Annotated in this window: 14 protein-coding genes; 4 read left to right on the top strand and 10 right to left on the bottom strand. The window is 66.7% G+C overall.

Annotated elements, in window-relative coordinates:
• Positions 1-135 precede the first annotated feature (135 nt).
• The gene (locus tag DB354_RS22085; RefSeq protein ID WP_146180302.1) at positions 136-405 is read left to right on the top strand and encodes a hypothetical protein; all 270 of its coding nucleotides are present in this window, start codon (positions 136-138) and stop codon (positions 403-405) included.
• A gap of 266 nt (positions 406-671) precedes the next feature.
• Here DB354_RS22085 and DB354_RS17165 read toward each other — a convergent pair whose 3' ends face one another.
• From DB354_RS17165 to DB354_RS22395, 5 genes are all read right to left on the bottom strand, one after another.
• Entirely contained in the window at positions 672-1,310 is a 639-nt protein-coding gene (locus DB354_RS17165; protein WP_146180301.1) for a sigma-70 family RNA polymerase sigma factor, read from the bottom strand.
• A 100-nt stretch (positions 1,311-1,410) separates the two neighbouring features.
• Positions 1,411-3,261: a cytochrome c biogenesis protein CcsA gene (gene ccsA / locus DB354_RS22930; RefSeq protein ID WP_107836860.1), complete on the bottom strand. Its 1,851-nt coding sequence runs from the start codon at positions 3,259-3,261 to the stop codon at positions 1,411-1,413.
• An 11-nt stretch (positions 3,262-3,272) separates the two neighbouring features.
• Complete coding sequence (locus DB354_RS17155; RefSeq protein WP_107836859.1) at positions 3,273-4,436, bottom strand: cytochrome c biogenesis protein ResB; 1,164 nt, start codon at positions 4,434-4,436, stop codon at positions 3,273-3,275.
• On the bottom strand, positions 4,433-5,122 hold the full coding sequence (locus tag DB354_RS17150) for a hypothetical protein (protein ID WP_233256675.1): 690 nt from the start codon (positions 5,120-5,122) through the stop codon (positions 4,433-4,435). The genes DB354_RS17155 and DB354_RS17150 overlap by 4 nt, the downstream gene beginning before the upstream one ends.
• A 276-nt stretch (positions 5,123-5,398) precedes the next feature.
• Entirely contained in the window at positions 5,399-5,791 is a 393-nt protein-coding gene (locus tag DB354_RS22395; protein ID WP_158277587.1) for an acylphosphatase, read from the bottom strand.
• Positions 5,792-5,941: 150 nt separating this feature from the next.
• Between DB354_RS22395 and DB354_RS17140 the strand changes: the two genes are divergently transcribed.
• The 3 genes from DB354_RS17140 (at position 5,942) to DB354_RS17130 (ending at position 8,665) form a co-directional block, all read left to right on the top strand.
• Positions 5,942-6,532 carry a HupE/UreJ family protein gene (locus DB354_RS17140; RefSeq protein WP_158277586.1) on the top strand — a complete coding sequence of 197 codons (591 nt, stop codon included), beginning with the start codon at positions 5,942-5,944 and terminating at the stop codon, positions 6,530-6,532.
• A gap of 211 nt (positions 6,533-6,743) precedes the next feature.
• Complete coding sequence (locus DB354_RS17135) at positions 6,744-7,079, top strand: cytochrome c (RefSeq protein WP_107836856.1); 336 nt, start codon at positions 6,744-6,746, stop codon at positions 7,077-7,079.
• 89 nt (positions 7,080-7,168) lie between these two features.
• On the top strand, positions 7,169-8,665 hold the full coding sequence (locus tag DB354_RS17130; RefSeq protein WP_107836855.1) for a NapC/NirT family cytochrome c: 1,497 nt from the start codon (positions 7,169-7,171) through the stop codon (positions 8,663-8,665).
• 296 nt (positions 8,666-8,961) lie between these two features.
• On the opposite strand, the gene DB354_RS17125 is transcribed toward DB354_RS17130, so the two are convergent.
• The 5 genes from DB354_RS17125 to DB354_RS17105 all read right to left on the bottom strand — a co-directional run bounded on the left by DB354_RS17125 (position 8,962) and on the right by DB354_RS17105 (position 16,963).
• On the bottom strand, positions 8,962-9,783 hold the full coding sequence (locus DB354_RS17125) for a histidinol-phosphatase (RefSeq protein ID WP_107836854.1): 822 nt from the start codon (positions 9,781-9,783) through the stop codon (positions 8,962-8,964).
• 198 nt (positions 9,784-9,981) lie between these two features.
• A complete protein-coding gene (locus tag DB354_RS17120; protein WP_107836853.1) occupies positions 9,982-12,222 on the bottom strand; it encodes a cytochrome c3 family protein in 2,241 nt (746 codons plus the stop codon).
• A gap of 263 nt (positions 12,223-12,485) precedes the next feature.
• Positions 12,486-14,708 carry a hypothetical protein gene (locus DB354_RS17115; RefSeq protein WP_107836852.1) on the bottom strand — a complete coding sequence of 741 codons (2,223 nt, stop codon included), beginning with the start codon at positions 14,706-14,708 and terminating at the stop codon, positions 12,486-12,488.
• Positions 14,709-14,726: 18 nt separating this feature from the next.
• Positions 14,727-15,419 (bottom strand): cytochrome c3 family protein, encoded by a 693-nt coding sequence (locus tag DB354_RS17110; protein ID WP_158277585.1) that lies wholly within the window; start codon positions 15,417-15,419, stop codon positions 14,727-14,729.
• A 533-nt stretch (positions 15,420-15,952) separates the two neighbouring features.
• Entirely contained in the window at positions 15,953-16,963 is a 1,011-nt protein-coding gene (locus DB354_RS17105; protein ID WP_107836850.1) for an NAD(P)H-dependent glycerol-3-phosphate dehydrogenase, read from the bottom strand.
• Positions 16,964-16,995: the final 32 nt, after the last annotated feature.

Genomic DNA, 16,995 nt, shown 5'->3' with positions numbered 1-16,995 from the left:
GGTTTTGCCGCTCCCCGCCCGGTGCTCCCAGACCCTGATGCTTTTCGCCGTCCTCCTGATCTGTCTGCTGACGCTCCTCGTCGCCATCGACGGATCCTCCGCCGGCGATTGAGCGAATCGCGCCTCCCTGCCCGCATGTCCCTACCACTCACTTCCACCTCCCTGAGGACCGCGCCGCGCGCGACAGGTGTTTCTGCCGGCACGGCCGCGCCGCCGCACACGGATGTGCTGCAGACTGCCGATGCCCCGCGCGGACACGCGACTCACGCCTTGCCCGAGCGGCTCGTTGCGGCGCCTCGTGACCAACCCATCGCTGAAGCGGAATCGCGTGCGATCTACGTACGCGGACTGGCCGACTTCTTCGCGGCGTTCTCCCCGCTGGCCGCATCGAAGCCTGAAGCCTGAGGCCTGAGGCCAGATGTCAGAAGTCAGACGTCAGATGTCAGAAGCCGAAGGCGGAAGCCGGAAGCCTGAGACCAGAATCCAGGCCGGACGCAGTCAGAGGCCGGAAGACAGAAGACAAAAATCAGAAGTCCGCTGTCGGACGGCGGGAGATAACTAGCCAAATCTGGCTAGTTATCGGACGTAACTAGCCAGATTTGGCTAGTTATCTCCATTGGGGTCGGCTTCCGGCTTCCGGCCTCCGACCTCTGGCTTCCGGCCTCCGGCGCTCACGCCGCCGCGCGGCGGCGCGGCGGTGCGTAAACCGCGGTTTCGGGGAGACGCGCGCCGGTTTCGCCGCCGACACTGCAGCGCAGGAAGGGCCGCACCCGGCAGAGCCGCACCTTGACCGCGCCGACGGTCAGGCCCGAGCGTTCGGCGGCGATGCTGTAGCTGTGACCCTCGACGATCATGCGGACGAGTTCCCGGTCGATCGGGTTCAGCCGCCGCACCGCCAGTTCAAAAGCCTCCTGGATTTCACCGATCACCCGCTCGCTGCTGGTGTCCGCGGCGCGCTCCAGCTCGATCTCGTCGTCCACCGTCACCGGCCGGCACCGCCGGCGCCGGATCGAGTCGAGGGCGGTGTTGCGCGCCAACCGGAACAGCCACGACTCGAAGGCGGCCGAGTTCCGGAGCAGTTTGAAGCGCCGGACCATCTTGATGAAGACCATCTGGACCACATCCTCCACGGCGCTCGGCTGGCCCACGATGGGGCGGACGAACCCGCTGATCCGCGGCGTGTACCGCCGCACGAGCTCGGACTGGGCGTCCAGGTCGCCGATGCGGGCGCGATCGACGAGGTCCATGAGCTCCGGAGAATGCGGGTCGGTCGCAGGCCGCTGGTAGGTGGAAAGAGAGGTTGAGCGCACGCTGGCATACCAGCGGCGCCCCGGGGGATCGCCAACGGAGTTGGGACGAAGTCAGGCAAACGCGGTGTGAACCCGCGCGCCCCCGGCAGCGGTGGCGGTCTCAGCCCTGGGCGGCGGGGCCGGCGCGGAAGCTCCGCCAGTGGGCCAGCGGCACCCCGGCGAGCGCGATGAGCGCCACCTGGCTGGCGACAAAACCAATGAGGGCCCAGAAGGCGGAGTTCATGAAGCCGTAGCTGTGCAGGCCGACGCCGAGCATGTTCACGCCAAACCAGCTCCAGGCGGTGACGATGTTGCCGGCGATCGCCAGGACGGCGAGGCCGCGCTGGCGGACCAGGCCACCCCAGCGGGCGTGCAGGATCACGGCGTTCCAGAGGACCAGGATGAGCGCGCCATTTTCCTTCGGGTCCCACCCCCAGAACCGGCCCCAGGACTGGTCAGCCCAGATGCCGCCGAGCACGGTACCGATGAAGCTGAACAGCGTGGCGAAACAGACGATGCCGTAGATCATGCGCGCCAGCGCGTCGGCCGTGCGCGGATCGAGCGAACGCGTGAGCACGCCGCGCAGCACGTAGATGATGGCCAGGAAGCCGGCGAGGAACGTCGCTGAGTAGCCAACCGCGATGGTGACGACGTGGGTCGCGAGCCAGAAGTTGGAGTCAAGGACCGCGCGCATCATCTCGAGCGTGTCGCCGCCGAGCGCGAGATGGTGCGCGACGAGCAACGAGGCGAAGCCGATCAAGCCGGCGGCGGCGCTGCCGATCGCGTTCCGATGCATCCGCTCGAGTACCAGGCAGAGCGCCACCGCCCCCCAGCCCACGAACAGCGCGGACGAGTAGAGGTTGGTCACCGGCGGCCGCGCCTCGAGCCACATGCGGGTGAGAATCCCCACGGTGGATACGACAAACGCGAGCGCGACCAGGCCAAACGCGACGCGGCCGAGCGCCTCGGGCCAGCGGAGCCACGAGACCACCGCGGCGAGAAACGCCACGACGTAGATCAGCATGCTGGAGTAGAACGGCTGGGCGCCATTGAAGCGCCACTCGACGTCGCACTTGCGCAGCAGCGCCGGAATACCGCTCTCGAGCCGGCCGCGGTAGTCGCGCACCGCGCGATTGAAGGCCTCGGGCTGGCGGTCGCGCCAGGCGCGGCCCAGATCGGCGTACGTGAGCGCCGCGGGATTGAACTGTCCGCTGGCGACCGACGCCGCAAGCGAGCCGCCCTCGGTCTGCCAAGCGGCGAGGTTCGCCATGTCGCCGGCGCCCGGAATCGGGCGCAGGTAGCCGTCGGCATCCATCACCGTGAACGCGCGATTGAGCTCGAGGACGAGCTGCGCCGCCGCCGGATCCTGCGGCCGGTTCATGCCCGGGGCGCGCGGACCGTTGAGCGCAGCGGGCAGTTTGGCGAACTGCTCGAAATAGTGGGCGTCGCCCGGCGGCATGAGGCTCGCCTGCAACCGCTGGTAGAGGATGACCGCGCTGCGCAGTTGCACGACGGCCTGCTGGAAGCCGGTGCGCGTGTTCGCGGCCACGTCGTCGGCCAGCCGCGCCTGCCGGTCCAGTTCGGCCAGCCGGGGCGAAAACTGGGCGGCGGAGAAGCGCTTGCCGCGCACGCCCTGCTCCGGCGTGAGATCGAGCAGCGCGAGCAGGTCGGGATTCACGATCTCGAACACCGGATACGTGCTCGCCTGCTCCGGCCGGTACAGGACATCGAGCAGCCACTCCGCCGGCGTAAGCCGCCGCCCCTCGAGGGTGCGCACGGTCTGCCGCCCCTGGAGCACGAGGAGCGTGGTGCGCGCGACGGTGTCGAGCGGCTTGACGCGACCGTTGACGAGCGTCGGCAGGCGACTGAAGCCCACGACGTCGTACTCGTCGGGATTGCGCGGGGCGAGGAGCGTGAACCCGACGACCAGCACGGCCAGGAAAACGAGCGCGGGAGCAAAGAGCTTCTTCATGGGCGGCAGAGTCAGGCGGCGGCGGGTTGCGGCGCGCGGCGGCGGCGGCGCGCGAAGCCAACGAGATGGATCGAGAACTGGACGAGCAGGCCGAGGGACATGAGCGCGCAGGCGATGTACGGGATCAGCCAGGACGGATTGCGCACGACCTGGAGGACGGTGGTGGTGTCGTTGTTCTCAAAGCCCGCCTGGTAGAACGTGAGGCCCGCGTAGCGCAGCGGGTTGTTCATGTACACGAGGACCTCGCGGTCATCGCGGCCATCCGGCGTCTGCAGCCGCAGCCGGCTGGAGAAGTTCTTGGGAATCTCGGTGCCGGGATAGCGGTCGTGCGTGAACTTCAGGAGCTTGAGCGAGAACGGGTAGTACGCGCGGGCGGTGCGCAGCATGATCCGCCAGGTGCGGCCGCCGTAGGTAAAGTCCTGCGGCATCACGAGCTGGAGCGAGACGAGGAACGTCCCGAGGGATTGGTCCGGGGCGACGAGTTCGACGAACGCGGCCGGCAGGTTGCGCTGGTCCTCGCGATGCGTGACCGGCTGCGGAATCGCGTCGAGGGTGGTGCCGAAACCAGTGGTCGCGACCGCGGGACGCGTAGCGTCGGTGCGCCGGAGCAGATCGGCGTTGGGATAATAGGCCTTGGGCACGACGCGGAACGGCAGGCGGGGGTGCTGGACCTCGGCCTTGCGGGCGAGAAGCGGCTCGGGAAGGGCCACGACGTCGTCGAACTTGGGGTCGGTGATGTCCATGATCACGAGTTCGTTCTCGCGGAAGCTCTCGGCGTAGCTGCGGGTTTCACCCTCGCTGAGCCGCAGGTGGTACTCCTTCTGCCAGAGGCCGCTGAGCAGTTCGCCGACGAGCAGGAGGATCAGGCCGAAGTGCGTGAGGATGATGCCGGCTTTGCGCAGCTGGAAACCCCAGCGGTAGATGTGCCCGGCGATGAGGTTGGCCAGGAGGAGGCCGCCCACGAGGTAGCCGCCGGGGAAGATCGGGATCGTGAGGTCTCCGATCCGCGAATACACGATGAAGGAGCGAAAGTACTTCGCCTGCACCGCCCAGATGCCGAGGTTCACCTGGTCCAGCGTGGCGACGAACACCAGCAGCATGCTGAAGACCAGCAGCACGACGGTGAGCTTCAGCGAGACGAGCACGTCGCGGAGGGAGAGCAGGAGCGACTTCATGGCGTGGCGGGAGCCGGCGCGGCGGCGGCGGGTTTGACGGAACGCATGAAGGCGAGAAACGCCGGCTTGGCGGGCGCGACGACGGCGTCGGGCCCGGTGAGTTTGAAGAACCAGGTCGCGCCCTCGAACGGCACGATGCCGCCGAGCATGTGCACCGGGTTCTGCGCGGTGCGGTCGACGAGGTCGACGACCCCGACCTTGAGCCCGTTGGCCTCGAAACGCTCGATCGCGGCGAGCGCGTCGGCCTCGCTCACGGGCGCCAGCCCGAGCTGGCCGCGCCACCGGTTCACGTTCGCGGCATCGCCGCCCACATCGCCCGGGAAGGCCGTGATCGCGAGATCGGCCGAGGCACCGTCGGCCCCAAGGACAGCAAAGGTGGCCTTGCGCATCGTGCTGCCCTGGCGGGACTCCCAACCCGCCGGGGCGGTCCAAGTGAGGCTGTGACCGGTCGCAACCTGGAGGTCACCGGTGGCCGGCATGCCCGTGCCGCCCATGCCGGCGGGAGCGCTCGCGCCCCCCGGAGCCGCCATGTTGCCGTGGGGCGACTTGGCCGCGGGACTGGGAGCGTCCTTGGGCGCACGATAGGCGGTGACCTTCGGGTCCCGGCACGCGGCCAGCCCCAGCAGGGCGAGGAAGAGGAAAGCGTGAAGCGAAGTGGTCCAGACCCGGGCGCGGGGGGACGGCACGCAGGGCGGCAGGGTGGGTGTGGGCTGCATTTTTTGCGGTGAGGATTAGCTCGTTTGCTAATCTGCCACACGCCCACCCCACTCGCTCCGCAGTTCTTGCGGGGAAGCGGGCGGAAATTGTGGGCGGCCCGGGAGGCGGCCTGTTCCACGGGATGAACGGACCGGCGGCCGCAGAATCGACTTCGCCGCCGCGGCAGATTCTCAGCGCCGCGCGCGGGGCACCGGCTCCAGCCGCGCCCGCGCGACGGTAGGTGAAGTAACGCCCCCCCAGCGCGCTCAGGCCACGTCGGCCACCGCCACGGTCGGAGTCGCGGACGCCGGATACGCGATGGGCTCCTCCACGAGCGCCACGAACCAGTCGCCCACCGGCGGCATGTCCGCGGTGATCACCTGCGGATCAAAGCTGCGCACGCGAGTACCCGGCGGAGCGTCGTCCCGAAGCGCGCGCACGAGGCGCGCCAGCTCGCGTTCGTAACCCTCGGCGCGGATGAGCGCGCCCGCGGCATCATGGCGGATCCAGCCCTTGAGCCCCAGGCGGCGGGCCACGCTCACGACGAAAGGATGATACTCCGCCGCGGGCACAAACCCCGTCACGCGGAGCAGCAGGTCGCCAATATCGGCATCGACAGAAGCCGCCGCAGCGGCCGGGCGCTGGAGGAGTTTTTTCATGGCGGAAAAGGGGCCGGTCAACGCCGGCACCGCCTCAAATACTCCCAGTCCGGCAGGGCGTCCAGCGACCGGCCGCCCGAGGCCAATTTGTGCGCATGAATGGCCAACAAACGCGCACGCCCCACCCCGCCGCGGCACTACGTTGCGCCCATGAAACCGACATCCCGATCCGGGCACCTCGCCGGTTCGGCCGGCGCGTGCCTGCTCCTGTTTCCGACGATCGCTCGTCCAGCCACGCTGGATGCGGCCGAGGCGTCGTGGCTCGGCGGCTTGGTTCATCCCTTCGCGGAGATGCCTCACCTGGGCGCGCTGCTGGTCCTCGGGATCGCGGCGGCGTTGCTGGGCGGGCGCTCGGCCTGGGGCCTGCCGCTGATGTTTGTCGGGCTGACCACCTGCGGCCTGGTCTTTGGCCGGGAAGGCGCGGTGGCCCCCATGTCCGACGTCATCCTGACGACGGTGCTGTGTTTCGCGCTCCTGCTGCTCGGCAAGGTGCACCTGGTGCTCGCCACGGTCGCCAGCCTGCTGGGCGGCTTCGCGCTGTTCCATGGGCTCTCGGACGGCTACCTGATCACGCGAACCTACGCTGACGTACCCTATGTGGCGGGCTTCCTGGGCGGCAGCCTGGTGGTCATGGCGGCGGGATACGGGCTGGCCGACTGGATACGCCGGTTCCGGTTCTGGCATGAACACCACCGGCCGGCATGGATCGATCGCATGCATGGCTGGCACCTTGGAGCCTAAACGCGGGGTTGCGGTAGTGACGGTAGGCGATACGGTGGAGGCCGGAATCGGCCTCTGCCGCGTCTGGGCGGCCGCCGGTTTCCCGGGCGGAGACCGGCGAACTGCGCGTGACCGGCCACTGTCCGCAAGCTCTGCACCGAGCTGAACAAATCATGCGCAGTACCCCCGCGGCCCTTCGGCCATAGTCGTTCGAACCCATCCCAAATCCCGCATGAAATCCACCACCCGCATCCTCGCCTTGTCCCTCACCTTCGCCGCCGCGGCGGCGATCAGCCAGGCCGCTCCGGCCGCCGAGAACTGGGAAAACCTCTGTGCCCGGTGCCACGGCGCCGACGGCAAGGGTCAGACCAAGATCGGCAAAAAACTCAATTTGAAGGACTACACCGACGCCAAGGTGCAGGCCGAGATGAAGGACGCCGACATGGTCAAGGCGATCAGCGCCGGCGTGAGCGAGAACGGCAAGGAGCGCATGAAAGCCTACAAGGACGAGCTCTCGGCCGCCGAGATCGACGAGCTCGTGGCGCTGGTCCGCAAGTTCAAGGCCTGAGGTCTCCGCTCATTTCTGTTTCGGCCAGCCTGCCCGGCCCGCGCACCGGCGGGCCGGCCGTTTTGTCTTAACCACCTGCGCCCCCTCCCATGCCTGAGACCGCCCCCGCCCAGCCCGCCAAGCCCCGCTCCGTCTTCAACAACTGGATCAGCGCCATCGGCGGTGTGCTCGCCGTGGGGGCGCTGTTCTCCTTCGCCTTCCTGGTCTGGATGGACTTCTCGCAGGGCGAGAAGAACCCGTACCTCGGCATTCTCACCTATGTGGTCGCACCGATCTTCCTGATCGGCGGCATCGGCCTGACGTTCCTCGGGGCATGGATGCAGCGCCGCTATGCGATCAAGCACGCGGCCAACCGCCCGGACCGGTGGCAGATTGATTTCTCCAATCGGAAGCAGCGGCGGCTGATCATCTCGTTCGCGTTCGGCGGCGTGGCGTTTCTCATGCTGAGCGCCTTCGGCAGCTACCAGACGTATCACTACTCGGAGTCGACGCAGTTCTGCGGCGAGGTCTGCCACAAGGCGATGGCCCCGGAATACGTGACCTACCGCCGCGGCTCGCATGCGCGCGTCGAGTGCGTGGAGTGCCACGTCGGCTCCGGCGCCCAGTGGTTCGTGAAGGCGAAGATCAACGGCACCCACCAGCTGATCGCGTACACGCTGGACAACTACAAGCGGCCGATCGAGACGCCGATCAAGAACCTGCGCCCGGCTCAGGACATCTGCGAAAAGTGCCACTGGCCGGAGAAGTTTCACGGCAACATCGACGTGAACTACGAGCACTTCCTCTCCGACCGGAAGAACACCCCCTTCAGCGTGCGCATGCTGATGCACGTGAACACCAGCCAGCCCGGCGCGCCGGCCGGCGGCATCCACTGGCACGTGAATCCCAGCACTCGCGTCGAATACTACGCCAAGGACGAGAAGCGGCAGGAGATTCCCTGGATGCGTGTGGTGGACACGAAGGACGGCACCTCGCGTGTCTTCCGCACCGCAGACTTCAAGGGCGAGCCGCCGGCGGACCAGATCCGCACCATGGACTGCATGGATTGCCACAACCGGCCGGCCCACGTCTTCCCGACCGCCAACGACGCCGTGGAGCGTTCACTGTTCGCCGGCCGCCTCAGCGCCAAGCTGCCCAAGATCAAGCAGGTCGCGGTGCAGGCGTTGACCGAGACGAAGATCGCGACCGCCGACGAGGCGCCGCAGAAGATCGCCGATTTCGTCCGCGGCAAATACCCCGACCGTGAGGTCGCGACCGAGGTCGCGAGCACGATCACGGAGCTGCAGGCCATCTACGCGACGACGATCTTCCCGGAACGGAAGGCCGACTGGCGCGTGTACCCGAACAACATCGGCCACAAGGACTGGCCCGGCTGCTTCCGCTGCCACGACGACAAGCACAAGACCGCCCAAGGGCAGGCCGTGCGCTCGAGCGATTGCACCTCCTGCCACACCATCCTGGCGCAGGGCAGCGGTGCCGCGCTCGAGCTACTCTCGGCGAAGGGCCTGAAATTCGCGCACCCCGGCGGCGAACTCGACCCCGAGCTCGCCTGCTCCGACTGCCACAACGGCGGTATCCAGAAATAGCCGCCGCGAGTGACGCCACTAGTGCCGCCCTTCCTCAGGGCGGCTCCGGCATCCAGTCGCACGCACTCTGCCCGGCCTAAGGTTTCGGGCATCGGGCTTGTTTCTGACGTCTGACATCTGACTTCCGACGTCTGATGTCCGGCTTCCGGCCTCTGGCCTCTGGCTTCTGGCTTCTGGCCTCCGGCTTCTGACCTCTGGCCTCCGGCTTCTGGCTTCCGGCCTCTGGCCTCTGACGTCTGACATCCGACGTCTGATGTCCGGCCTCCGGCTTCCGTCCTCCGGCCTTCGCCCTACCACTAAGCCAGCGACGCGAGGGCCGCGTCGATGGCGACGATCTGCGGCCTGCGTTCGAGGAAGTAGCGAACCTCCGTGTAGCCCACGGAGCGGAGTGTGCGGAGCGCCACCTCGTAGCCGTCGCCCACGCGCTCGGGTCGGTGGGCATCAGCGCCGAGCACGACGGGGATGCCCCGCGCCTGCATGAGCGTAAGCATGGCAACGCTCGGGTTCATCTCCGGCAGCGCCTTGTTCACGCCGGAGGTGTTGAGTTCCATCGCCACGCCAGTCTGGGCGATGCGATCGAGGGCACGCTCGATGGCCGGCTCGATCCGGCGGTACGACCAGGCGGAAGGCTGCTCGTTTTTCACCAAATCCGGGTGGGCCAGCGCGTCGTACAGCCCGGTCTCAGCCGACTCCGCGAGGTGCTGGAAATACGTCGTCTGGTACTCGAACCAGTCGCCGTGAAAGAAGCGGGCGCGGTACTCCGGCACCTGCGGATGGACGGAGCCGATCACATAGTGCAACGGCACGCGCTCGTGCAGTTGCTCGAGCCAGGGCTCGACGCCGGGATAGTAATCGCTCTCGAGCCCGAGCCGAACGTCGACCTGGCCGGCCATCTCCTCGCGCGCGAGGGCGATGAGCGCGACGTACTCGTCGAATTGTTCGGGGGCCATGCGCACCCGGGCGGAAATCCCGTCAGGCAGCGGACAGTGATCGGTGAAGATGATGCCACGGAGGCCGCGCGCAGCCGCCTTGCGCGCATACTCCACCGGCAGGCCCGTCGCATGTTTGCAGAGGGGCGTGTGGCAGTGGGATTCGTAGAGCAGAGGAGTGGAGGCCATTTTTCGCGTCCACCACGCTTTCAAGTTTGGCGCGCAGTGCAAACCCCGGAGTTGACCGCCGTCCTGGACCCAGTCCTTGCGCCCAGGCGAGGATGCGGCCGGGCACGGCGGTCCCAGGGACCGCCGTGACGAGCCGAGCCGATGCCCCCGGCCGCCGCGAGGCGCGCTACCACCAGCGACGGGCGATGCCGCCGCCGGTCAGGGCTTGTCCTTCGTCTCCGGTTTTTCGTCCTGCGCTTCGGCCTGCTTCAGCCGCTCGAGCTCGAGCGGGTGTTCCTCGAGCATTTCCTTCTCCGACATGCGGCCGGTGAGCCAGGAGAGGTTCATCGGGTAGATGTCAGGGTTGAAGATGACGAAGTAGAAGTGCCACACGATGATTGCGAGCGTCGCGAGGATGGCCTCGTAGAAGTGGACCGTGCGCGAGATGTCGAAGCCGAGCTTCGTGAAGAGGCCCATCGAGGTGTTCTCGAACCAGAGGATGGCGCCCGTGATGCCCATCAGGATCGTGCCCCAGACGAGGGCCCAGTACTCGGCCTTCTCGATGTAGGAGAAGCGGCCGAAGGCGGGCTTCGTCGGGGAGAGCCCCAGGTTGTACTTCAACACGCCGATGGGATCGGTGCAGTCGCGCCACTTCGGCAGGAGGTCGCGCAGGAGCGAGCGCCCCGGCTTGGTGAAGAACAGGTAGCCGATGTGCCAGATGCCCGCGAGGATCATGACCACGCCGGCGATGCGGTGCGACCAGGTGCGCAGTTCGAACGCCTCGGTGCTCAGGTTGCGGATCGCGACGACCCACCACGCATCCGGGTAGCGGAGCATGAAGCCGGTGATCACCAGGGTGACGAAACTGAGGACCAGGATCGCGTGCTGGACGCGCTCGTGCGCCGTCATGCGCAGGTACAGGCGATGGGCCACGTGCTCCTCCTCGATGAGGCCCTTCTGGATCGCGAGCTTGCGGCGGATCTTCTTGATGAAGTCGAGCAGGTTGTGGACGAACATGCCACCGACCACGACCACGATCAGGATGATGTAGAGCGTGGAGACAATGTAGAGAATCGGGTCGTTGCCATCACTGCCCTTGGCCGCCTCGGGGCTGACGTGGACCTTGCCGACGGCGAAGCGGGTATTGGCCCCGGGGTGACACTGGCCGCAGGTCTGCACCAGATTGGCCTTGTTGGTGGAGGAGGCGGGATCGTCCTGGGAACGAATCGCGTGCGAACTGTGGCAACTGGCGCAGTTCACGACCTCGACCGAGCCGCCGCGCACCGCAAGCCCGTGGTAGCTGTCGGCGAAGGTCTGGAAGGTGTGTGAGGCGATGCCGTACTTCTTGGTAAGCTTGAGGGAGGCGTGGCAGTTGGCACAGACCTGCTGGGCGACATTGGCGGCGTGGACCGGCGAGTTGGGGTCCTTGCGGCCGAGGATATCGTGCTCGCCGTGGCAATCGGTGCACGTGGCCGAGTCGAGATTGCCCTTGTTCAGCGCGGCGGCGTGGACGCTGTCCTTGAATTCGTGCGCGGTCTTCTCATGGCACTGGCCGCAGGTCTCGGCGACGCGGAGCTTGTTGATGCGCGCGTCGGCGGCCATCGCGCGGTTCATTTCGTGCGCGCCGTGGCAGTCCACGCAGTTGGCCGCCTTGGCGTCACCCTTCTGCAGGGCGGCGCCGTGGACGCTCGATTCGAACAGGCTGACAAACTTGGTGCCGCGGATCGCGTGGCTGGCGACGTCGGGTTTGTCGACGTGGCAGGATTCGCACTGGCGGGTCTGGGCGAGTTTCTGTTCGAGCGTCGGCTTGGCGTCCCGGGCCGCAACGACGGGCGCGCGATGGCAGGTCAGGCAATCGGGAGCGCTCTTTTCATGAGCGGCAAGGGCGCGCCCATGAGCGGAGGCGACGAAGTGGTCGCGCGCCTCGGTGTGGCACTTGCCGCAGGCGTCGCGCTGGGCGGCGCCGCTCGTGAGAAACGGCGAGGCCTTCGCCGCGGCGATGCCGTGGCTGCCGTGGCAGGCAACGCAGGAGGTATCTTCGCCCGCGGGTATGTCCTTCGCGGCGAGTCGCGGATGAAACGCGTGCTTTTTGCCGAGGTCGTCGTGGCAGGAGGTGCAGTCGACCGGCGCGATCGGCGTACGATGCGGGATCGCATCGCCGTCGAACTTCTCGTGGCAATCGACGCACTCGAGCGATCCGTGCACCGATTTGGCCGCCTGCTTCTGATCCACGAACAGGGAGATCTTCTTGCCGCCGCGCTTGAACGAAAGCGTCTCGTCGCTGTGGCACTCGAGGCAGCTCGCGCTGGAGCTGGGAGCCGGCGCGGACGCGGGGCCCTCGGCCGCGCGGATGGACAGGGTACCGAGAAGAAAGCTGGCCAGGAGCCACGCACCGAAAGCACACCGCGGCGTGCGCATCGACCCGCGCATGGCGGCTGAGACCGTCCCGAAAGGCGACATGGGCGTAATGGGTTTGGTTATACCTAGCGTAACGTGACCGGCGACCCTGGTCTTCGCATGGGTTGACGAAAGCTGGGCGCCGTTTGCGAGCGGGGCGCGGACGAGGAAAGAGATTTAGGGTTCAGCAGCGGTCGGCTCACCTTGCGCCCGGCGGAAACGGGCGCGGCCCGCGATCAAGCGACCGCGGACCGCCGGAAATTGAACCGGCCGCGGGCCCCACAAGCCACGCGGCCGGCATTTTTGGAGGGTAACCAAATCCTGGGTTAGAACGCGTGCTCGAGGGTCGCGTAACCGACCGGGCCGCGGAAGTTGGCGAAGCCGCCCCGCGTATCGTTGTTGCTCTCGAAGTAGCCCACGCGGACCCCCACCACGGTCTTGGGACTGAGCTTGTGCTTGAAGCCAACCGTGAGCGTGTACTCGTCGGTACTGGCATCGAGCGGGAGAGCCGTGGCGGCCATCGCAGGCTCGTAGTTGTCGGCGCGGTAGTACGTACCCTGGATCTGGGCGTCGGTGTCGCGATCGACCACGAAGCCCACCACCACGTCGCTGTTCCAATAGTTGTTGTTCGTGTTGCGAATCACGTCACGGGCGAGGCCGGTGACCCACGGGTAGACCGTCTTGATCTGGTCGAACACCACGTTGACGTTGCCCTGCACGTACACCGACTTCCGCGGATTCCAGGCGACGGACTCCGTGAACTGATGCCGCATGGAGTCGTTGCCGGTGACGCTGCCGTTGCGGCCTTCGGCGAGGCCCTGATGGAGGACGGCCGCCTTGCCGCGCTGGAGGATATAGCGGGAGGTCAGCGTCAGCGTATTGAGCGGCTTCACAACGCCCGTGAGCTTCGTGCCGTAGATATCGTAATTGAGCACGTAGAGGCTGCCCAGGCTGACGCCGGTGCCGGTGAAGGTGTTCTCGTGATCCTTCGTGAAGAGCTCAGCCCGCACGTTCAGGAGGCGGGTGGGCGTCCAGTTGGCGCCGACGGTCGCGTTGAGGTGCTGCTCCTCGATATCCTTGTCGATGTAGGTCGGCGAGACGCTGACGGTGGTCTTGCCGCCCGACGTGCTCACGTTCAGCCCGGCGTACGTGTTCTTCTCGTTCTGGTCGGTGGTCCGGAACTCAGCCGAGCCGTAGAGGGCAAGGTTCTTGATCCCGGTGTAGCGGACATCGAGCGTCGGCGTGATCGGCGTCTCCTTGTTCTGGAACGCGCTCGTGCCGGAGGGCGTCATCTCGGTCGCGACGCCGGTGGCGAGGACGACGGAGGTGGCAATGAAGTTGGCCGCATTGGTCCCGGAGTCCTTCAGGCGCTCGCCACGCAGGCTAGCCTCGACGAACAGGTTCGGGGTGGGCTTGAGACGCACGCCGGCATTGGCAGTCAGGACGTCCTGTTTCATCTCGCCCGCGCCCGTGACGGTGTACGGCGGACGGCCGCCAGCGTTGGTGCCTCCCAAGTAGGAGGCGACGCCCGTGGCGGTCCACAGCGTGGTGTAGATCAGGCGCGACTTGTCGATGTCATGCTCGGCCGTGAGGTACTTGATGCCACCGAAGAGGGTGACCTTGTCGTTGAACGCCGTTTCAAACTCGGCGCCGACGTGATGGTTCATCTCCCGGAAGCCCGTCGCATACATCCCGAACTGCGGGTTGTTGTTGATATTGTTCGGGATCTGCGTCGGCACCGTGTAGGTCGGGAATGGGTACGTGCGGAGTTCACCGGGGAAACGGTAGAGCGAGCGGGCCTGCTGGTTATTGATGCGCTGGCCGCCGTACGTGACCACGAGTTCGGTGTTGCCGAACGTGTGGCGCATGGAGGCCTCCCACGTCTCGTTGCGCTCGTTGAGATCGATGTAGGCGGGAACGATCTTGCGGACGGCGCTCACGGGATTGGAGGCGCCGGTGCCGGCCATGATCGGAATGCCGGTCAGGTCGGTGTCACCCCAGATCGTGGTGTCCTTGCGGCCGTCGCGCGTCTCGTTCGTGTACTTGAACGTGAAGACCGGGGCCTTCGGCATCGCGATGGTCGCGTTGATGAAGAACTTGCCACGATCGACGAAGAGCGGACGGCGATAGATCGGCAGCCAGGCGTTGTTGATGGGGAAGAAGCCGCCCGCGCCGTCGTAGAACGTGCGGAACGTCTTGTACCCGGCTTCAACGGAACCGACCTCCTCCTTGGTGACCTTGAACTGGAGCAGGTAATCCTCCTGGCCGGCGAGCGCACGAGCATCCATCTGGAGCGTCGTGGCCTTGCCGAGGTCGTACTCGAAACGCAGGTCCTCGATGCCACCGGCGCCGGCCTTGGTATTCTGAGTGCGGGCCTGATAGGCGGCCTTGCTACCGCTGACGGAGGCGCCGAGCGCCGAGAACTTGACGTAGTTGTTGGTGAAGGCCGGGAAGGCATCCGCCTCGGCCGCCGAGGCGGCGGAGGCGGCGATGAGCGCACCGGCAACCAGGCCAGCGGCGCGTGGAAGGAAAGATGAGATCGCTTTCATGGCGTGACTGGTTGCGGGTTAGTAGCGCAGGGCCTCGCTGGAGTTTGAGCCGTGGACCGCCTCGTGGCAGCCCTGGCCCCAGCACGTGCCGTTCTGGATGTTCGCACGATGGTCGCGGTCGCCGGCGTTGATCGCATGCGTCGTGGACACCGTGGCGTGGCAGCGCAGGCAGAGATTCGCGTCGGGCGACACGAGCATCTTCTGATTCACGGAGCCGTGCGGGTTATGACAAGAGGTGCAGCCCTCCTTCATGGCGTTGTGCTTGAAGATGAACGGTCCCTTCTGGGACGTGTGGCACTTGGTGCAGGTCTCGGTCTCGGCCTCGAGCGTGGCGCCATGGCCCTTGAGGGCGTTGCCCTTGTGCGGCTCATGGCAGTCCGAGCAGCTCATCTTGCCGTGCATCACGGCGTGGCTGTTCGGGAGCGAGAACTCGCCCTGCTTGTCGTTGTGACATTGGAAGCAGGTTTCCGGGGACTTCTCGGGATTGATAATGGTGCCCCGCCCGCCGCCGGACTTCACGTGGAGGCTGCCCGGGCCGTGGCAAGCTTCGCAGCCGGTGCTGCCCACCTTCGCGTCGGCGAAAGCAAGCTTGGCATGGGTGGCAGTGTCGAAGTGGCCCGCCACGTCCTCGTGGCATTGGCTACATTCTTTGGTGCCGACAAATGTGGCGCCCGCAATCTGAGGCGGAGCCACCACGGTGCGATCCACCATTACGCAGGAGACAAGCAGCAACCCCCATGCTGCCGCGCCTCCAATCATAAGGGTGGTTTTGGTCCATCGAGGCCGAGAGATCATGGTCGGGGAGGGTTAAGTTAAGCGGGAATGCGGATACGGTTTGGCTAGGCCAACGCACTATGCCGCATCCGCTGCACTCTGACTGCGCATTCATTGCCGAGGTCAGTGCAAGCTTTGGTATTCTCCCCCTCGGCCGCAACCCATTCATCGTTAGCCCGTTTAATAGGGAGCCGCAAGATGTGCGCATCTACCGACGGCGTACGACGAAACTCAATACCGACAATCACGTACCCCTTGGCGCGAAAACCCGTGTTTCAGGGCAAGCATCGCCCGCCGCCGCGAAAAGGCGGAATGCACCTTCGTGAATCCGTCCGGCTTTGCGAATCAGACGACAAGGAATGAACAGTGCCGCGCGAATCACATCGCCGAATGCTGGGGGGAACGCGCCAATGAACCCAGCGCCGGGCGGCGCGCAAGCGGCCCGACGATTTCGTGGCGCCGGCACCGCGCTACGGCGCGGTGTGCTCCGGCTTCAGCTCGCGCGTCATCAATGCGGAGATCGCATCAGCCGGACGGCGTCCGTCGGTCAACACGGCGCGCACCTGTTGAAGAATCGGAGCATCGATTCCTCGCTCGAGGCAGAGCTCGCCGAAGGCCTCCGCCGTCTTGTAGCCTTCGACGACCGTACGGCGGTGGGCGATCAAGTCGGCCGCCGCGTGGCCCTCCCCCACCCGCTGGCCAAATTCGCGATTGCGGCTCCAGCTGCCATAGCACGTGGCCACGAGGTCACCGAAACCGCTCAGCCCGTAAAAGGTCTCCGCCCGGGCGCCGAGGGACACGCCCACGCGCACCATCTCCGTGAGTGCGCGGGTGAGCAGCGCAGCCTTGGTGTTGTCGCCGAGCCGCAGGCCATCACAGCAGCCGGCGGCGATTGCATAGATGTTCTTGAGGCAGCCGCCGAACTCGACGCCGGCCAAGTCGTCGCTCGTGTACGCCCGCAAGGTCGGTCCGCTGATCGCCGCCTGCACCGCCTCCACGGCGGCGTGCGATCGCGCGGTGGCGAGCACCATCGCAGAGGGGTCGCCCCGGGCGACGCCCAGCGCATTGGTCGGGCCCGCCAGTGATCCGACCGTGATCCCTGGCCACGCCTCCGCGATGACCTCGGAGGGCCGGCGGTGGGTGCCGAGCTCGAGGCCCTTGGCGAGACTCAGAACCAGTTGGATTCGCGCGTCGGCCGGCGCGGCCGCACTCGCCCGCCGGGCGGTTTCGCGCAGCGCCTGGGCCGGGCAGGCCAGCAGGACGGCATCGGCGTCACGGAGGGCGCGACCAAGATCCGCCGTGATGTCGATCTCATCCGGCAGCGGCATGCCGGGCAGGTAATCCGCGTTCTCCCGGCTCGCGGTCATCACGCCCGCCTGCTCGGGTCGCCGCGGCACCAGGACGACGCGCTGGCCGGCGCGAAGCAGATGCAGCGCAAAGCCGGTTCCCCAAGCGCCGGCGCCAAGGACAACAAAGTTCATCGCGAGTAAGGCGGCAGCGCGGTCGGCGCGGG

Source organism: Opitutus sp. ER46, from assembly GCF_003054705.1.
Taxonomy (GTDB): Bacteria; Verrucomicrobiota; Verrucomicrobiia; order Opitutales; family Opitutaceae; genus ER46.
This window is presented reverse-complemented; position numbering and strand designations above follow the sequence as displayed.

Coding starts and splice junctions, on each gene's coding strand:
- DB354_RS17130 (WP_107836855.1), top strand. CDS start 7,169: ATGCCTGAGACCGCCCCCGCCCAGCCCGCCAAGCCCCGCTCCGTCTTC.
- DB354_RS22085 (WP_146180302.1), top strand. CDS start 136: ATGTCCCTACCACTCACTTCCACCTCCCTGAGGACCGCGCCGCGCGCG.
- DB354_RS17105 (WP_107836850.1), bottom strand. CDS start 16,963: ATGAACTTTGTTGTCCTTGGCGCCGGCGCTTGGGGAACCGGCTTTGCG.
- DB354_RS17140 (WP_158277586.1), top strand. CDS start 5,942: ATGAAACCGACATCCCGATCCGGGCACCTCGCCGGTTCGGCCGGCGCG.
- ccsA (WP_107836860.1), bottom strand. CDS start 3,261: ATGAAGAAGCTCTTTGCTCCCGCGCTCGTTTTCCTGGCCGTGCTGGTC.
- DB354_RS17155 (WP_107836859.1), bottom strand. CDS start 4,436: ATGAAGTCGCTCCTGCTCTCCCTCCGCGACGTGCTCGTCTCGCTGAAG.
- DB354_RS17110 (WP_158277585.1), bottom strand. CDS start 15,419: ATGGTGGATCGCACCGTGGTGGCTCCGCCTCAGATTGCGGGCGCCACA.
- DB354_RS17125 (WP_107836854.1), bottom strand. CDS start 9,783: ATGGCCTCCACTCCTCTGCTCTACGAATCCCACTGCCACACGCCCCTC.
- DB354_RS17120 (WP_107836853.1), bottom strand. CDS start 12,222: ATGTCGCCTTTCGGGACGGTCTCAGCCGCCATGCGCGGGTCGATGCGC.
- DB354_RS22395 (WP_158277587.1), bottom strand. CDS start 5,791: ATGAAAAAACTCCTCCAGCGCCCGGCCGCTGCGGCGGCTTCTGTCGAT.
- DB354_RS17135 (WP_107836856.1), top strand. CDS start 6,744: ATGAAATCCACCACCCGCATCCTCGCCTTGTCCCTCACCTTCGCCGCC.
- DB354_RS17115 (WP_107836852.1), bottom strand. CDS start 14,708: ATGAAAGCGATCTCATCTTTCCTTCCACGCGCCGCTGGCCTGGTTGCC.